The sequence below is a fragment of the Flavobacterium sp. genome (genome assembly GCF_035292545.1).
Lineage (GTDB): Bacteria > Bacteroidota > Bacteroidia > Flavobacteriales > Flavobacteriaceae > Flavobacterium.
Genome location: NZ_DATDPV010000049.1, coordinates 1 through 4057, shown reverse-complemented (window position 1 = coordinate 4057; position 4057 = coordinate 1). Strand labels below are relative to the sequence as shown.

At 39.3% G+C, this 4057-nt stretch carries 5 protein-coding genes; all 5 read left to right on the top strand.

Annotated elements, in window-relative coordinates; all coding sequences use genetic code 11:
* The coding region (locus VI621_RS08540; RefSeq protein WP_324217960.1) for an alpha-ketoacid dehydrogenase subunit beta at window positions 1–610 on the top strand (610 nt) is incomplete at its 5' end.
* A complete protein-coding gene (locus tag VI621_RS08535; protein ID WP_324217959.1) occupies window positions 603–1802 on the top strand; it encodes a dihydrolipoamide acetyltransferase family protein in 1200 nt (399 codons plus the stop codon). The genes VI621_RS08540 and VI621_RS08535, both read left to right, overlap by 8 nt.
* Entirely contained in the window at window positions 1799–2044 is a 246-nt protein-coding gene (locus VI621_RS08530; RefSeq protein WP_324217958.1) for an acyl carrier protein, read from the top strand. Before VI621_RS08535 ends, VI621_RS08530 begins: the two co-directional genes overlap by 4 nt.
* A 197-nt stretch (window positions 2045–2241) precedes the next feature.
* Window positions 2242–2640 (top strand): DUF2784 domain-containing protein, encoded by a 399-nt coding sequence (locus VI621_RS14820; RefSeq protein ID WP_414655489.1) that lies wholly within the window; start codon window positions 2242–2244, stop codon window positions 2638–2640.
* Window positions 2641–2771: 131 nt separating this feature from the next.
* On the top strand, window positions 2772–3815 hold the full coding sequence (locus tag VI621_RS08525) for a site-specific integrase (protein ID WP_324217957.1): 1044 nt from the start codon (window positions 2772–2774) through the stop codon (window positions 3813–3815).
* Window positions 3816–4057 lie beyond the last annotated feature (242 nt).

Sequence of the window (4057 nt, the reverse complement as noted above, 5' to 3'; positions counted from 1 at the left end):
ACTGGCCGCACAACATTCCCATAGTTGGGAACCCTTTTATGCCCATGTCCCCGGATTGATTGTTTTGTCGGTGGGCACGCATGAAGATGCCAGAGGGATGTTGCTCACCGCGCTTCAAAGTCCGGACCCGGTGGTTATTTTTGAATACACTTCCATGCTTAATTTGGAAAAAGAAATTCCAGAAAATTCAGGTGCGGTCAATATTACCGAAGCCAAAGTATTAAGAACGGGAAAAGACCTTTCGATTATTACTTACGGAACGGGTGTTTATAAATGTCTGGAGGCTGCAGCCGAATTGACCACTGTTGGAATTGATGCAGAAGTCATTGATTTGCGGATTTTACGGCCCCTGGATGAAAAAACATTTCTTGCTTCGGTTGCCAAAACGCATCGGGTTCTTGTTGTGGAAGATGCCTGGCGTTCGATAAGTATTTCATCTGAAATCAGTGCGCGCATTATGGAAAAGGCCTTTTATGATCTGGATGCGCCCATACAACGGTTGTGCGGTGTCGAAGTCCCTATTCCCTACCCTTTGCATCTGGAAGAAGCGGCGGTTCCGCAAAAAAACGATATTGTAAATGCAGTTAAAAAAATGATCCATCATGATTGAATTTCTAATGCCGAGTCTGGGCGCTGACATGGAAGCGGGTACTTTAATCGAATGGAAGAAAAAACCAGGCGATACGGTCAAACGCGGGGATATTATTGCCGAAGTGGAAACGCAAAAAGGACTCATTGAAATCGAAGTTTTTGACGAAGGAACCATCGGAGAACTGCTGATTCCCGAAGGTGCCAAAGTGCCTGTGGGAACGATAATGGCTTTAATTAATCCGAGCGGAATTGCTTTAGCATCAAAAGAAGATAAGATTCCTGAGGAAAAACCAATCGCCATACAACCGATAGAAGAGAGAATTTCGGAACCCATTTCTGAACAAAAAACAGAAGAAATTCACATCAAAGCCTCACCATTAGCCAAAAGAATAGCTTTTGAAAACCAAATCGACCTTTCGCAAATAAAAGGAACCGGACCCGAGGGTGCCATTACCAAAGAAGATGTGGAGCATGCCATAGCACAAAGCGGTAAAACTGGAAAAGAAAAGAATGAGGAAGTTCCTTTTGAAACAGAAAAACCCGGTACTCCTGCCGAAGCCATTCGTACAGCCGTAGCTGCTGCCATGAGCAAATCCAACAGGGAAATTCCGCACTACTATCTGGAAAAAAGAATCGATATGACCCATGCCTTAGCTTGGCTGAAAGAGACAAACAATAAAAGATCAGTAAAAGAGCGGCTGCTTCCTGTTGTCCTGCTAATCAAAGCAACGGCACAATCACTGACTGAATTTCCGGATCTGAATGCCATTTGGGACGAGGGTTTACAACAAAAAAAAGACATTAATATTGGCTTTGTGGTTTCACTTCGCACCGGCGGGATAATCGTTCCTGCCATTCATCAGGCCAATTTAAAAAATGTTGATGAAATTATGGAAACCCTAAACGATCTTATTCCCAGAGCAAGAGCCTTAAATTTACGCAGTTCCGAGTTGAGCGATTCAACCGTAACGATAACGAACATTGGCGATGGTGGTGCCGAATCGGTTTTTGGAGTCATCTATCCGCCGCAAGTCGCTATAATTGGTTTTGGAAGTATTTCGGAACAGCCTTTTGCGTTGGACGGCATGTTAGGGATTCGGTCTTCGGTTACTGTTACCTTAGCCGGAGATCATCGGGCCACTGACGGACTCACCGGCAGTCGGTTTTTAGTTTCACTGAACAGCCATTTACAAAATCCTGAAGCCTTATGAACGAAGCAGCAATTAAACAAACCATTTTTCAATTGTTGAAGCGAATTGCTCCGGATACAGCACCTTCGGAATTGAAACCTGATGAAAATATTCGGGAAACACTCAATATTGATTCTTTTGATACGTTACAATTTATCGTTGCCTTGAATGAGCAATTAGGCATAGCCATTCCGGAAGAGGATTATGGAAAAATCACCACTTTAAAAGCCTTATTATCTTATATTTTGAATAAAAAAAAATAGCATCGACTTGATACTAAGTAGCAAGAAAGATATAATTTCGCAATTATTAAAAAGCGTTTTTGTCACAGATTGGAAGGATTAAAAAGATTTTTTAAAGCTACGTGACGTATTAATTTGTTCTAATCTGTGAAATCTGTTGTAAAGAAATTTAGTGCTTTATTAAAATACAACATTAAATTTTAGCCATTAATTAGCGTATGATGAATAAACTTATTTTGCATTTTATCGATTATTTTTTCATTGTGTTTCATATCGTCCTCATCTTGTTCAATGTTTTTGGCTGGATTGTTCCGCGATGGCGATTTACCAATTTAATCACTTTGTCACTAACTGCTTTATCGTGGTTTGTATTGGGCATCTGGTACGGCTTTGGCTATTGCCCCTTTACCGATTGGCATTGGAAAACACGCCGGCTTTTGGGCTATTCCGATGAAAGCAATTCCTATATTCATTTTCTAATTCTACAAACCACCGGAATTAATTTTTCGGAAGACTTAGTTGACGTTTCAACGGTGCTAGTCTTTTTTACCGCCTTTATAATCAGTCTTTATTTTGCCTTAAGGAAGAGAATATTGAGTAGAAAGTCAAAAAACTAATACGTTTAAAAATCTAAGCATAGGTTCTTTTTATCGATACTTCTGTTTTATGTAAAAGCATTTCAAACATTTACTATTTCAAATCTATCCTATTCTTTTTTTTATTACTTTAGATATCTAATAACCTGCATATGAAATGGGAAGCTAAACTGGTAAAACATAGAGGAGAAAGTCGCATTGCGGTTTATTTTGAAAAAAATGCAGCGCTGATTGCACGCATCAAAACTCTTGACGGATCTCGATGGAGCCAACAGCTTCAGGCTTGGCATGTTCCGGATAATGAGGACTATCGATTGCAGTTTAAACTCGATCCCCCTGTTATCAGATCCACGTCTGCCGACGGCATCGCTACTACAGAAAAATTCACCCAATGGTTGCAGTCAAAAAGATACAGTCCCAGAACTATATCAACTTATATCGAAGCTTTGCGATCGTTTTTGATTTTCTTTAAAGAGAAATCGGTTCACGACATTACAAATGATGACGTAATACTTTACAACAATGAATATATACTGAAAAATAATTTGTCGGCCTCTTATCAAAATCAAATTGTGAATGCCATCAAATTATATTTCAGAACCATACAGGATACCAATATAGAAGTTGATAAAATTCATCGTCCCAAGCGAGGCCGCGTTTTGCCTAATGTGTTGAGTAAAGAAGAAATAAAATTAATCTTAAATGCACATTCAAACATCAAGCACAAAACGATGCTTGCGATGATTTACAGTTGCGGCTTGCGTTGTGGCGAATTATTGGCGCTTCAACCCACTCATATCGATTCTATCAGAAACATTGTATTGCTTAAAAACGCCAAAGGCAAAAAAGACAGGATTGTGCCCTTGAGCCCAAAAATTTTAGAAATGCTACGCCTCTATTTTGTTGTATACAAACCCACAAGGTATTTATTTGAAGGACAGATTAAAGGGCAGCCTTATGACGATAGAAGTTTGCAACAGGTTTTAAAACAGTCTCTAAAAAAAGTTGGGATCACAAAACCTGTTACTTTACACTGGCTTCGCCATAGTTATGCTACGCACCTACTAGAGAGCGGCACCGATTTGCGCTACATTCAGGAACTATTGGGCCATAACAGTAGCAAAACCACCGAAATTTACACTCATGTGAGTACCAAAAGTATTCAACAGATAAAAAGTCCTTTTGATGATTTGTAATAAAAACATTATGTCTATATTTGTTTACAATTCGCTATTGAATAGCGACAATCTACCCAATTATGGGTGTATAGTCGCTACTTTGTAGCGAGTATATATAAGTTGGCAGTAATAGTAAAACAACAAGGACAATAAGACAACAATATGAATTCAATAAGATGGTTTGATGAAAACGGAAAAGAAATAATCCACGAACCTGTAAACCTTGACGAAACAGAACCCATTGCAGAGGTTGGAGGAAT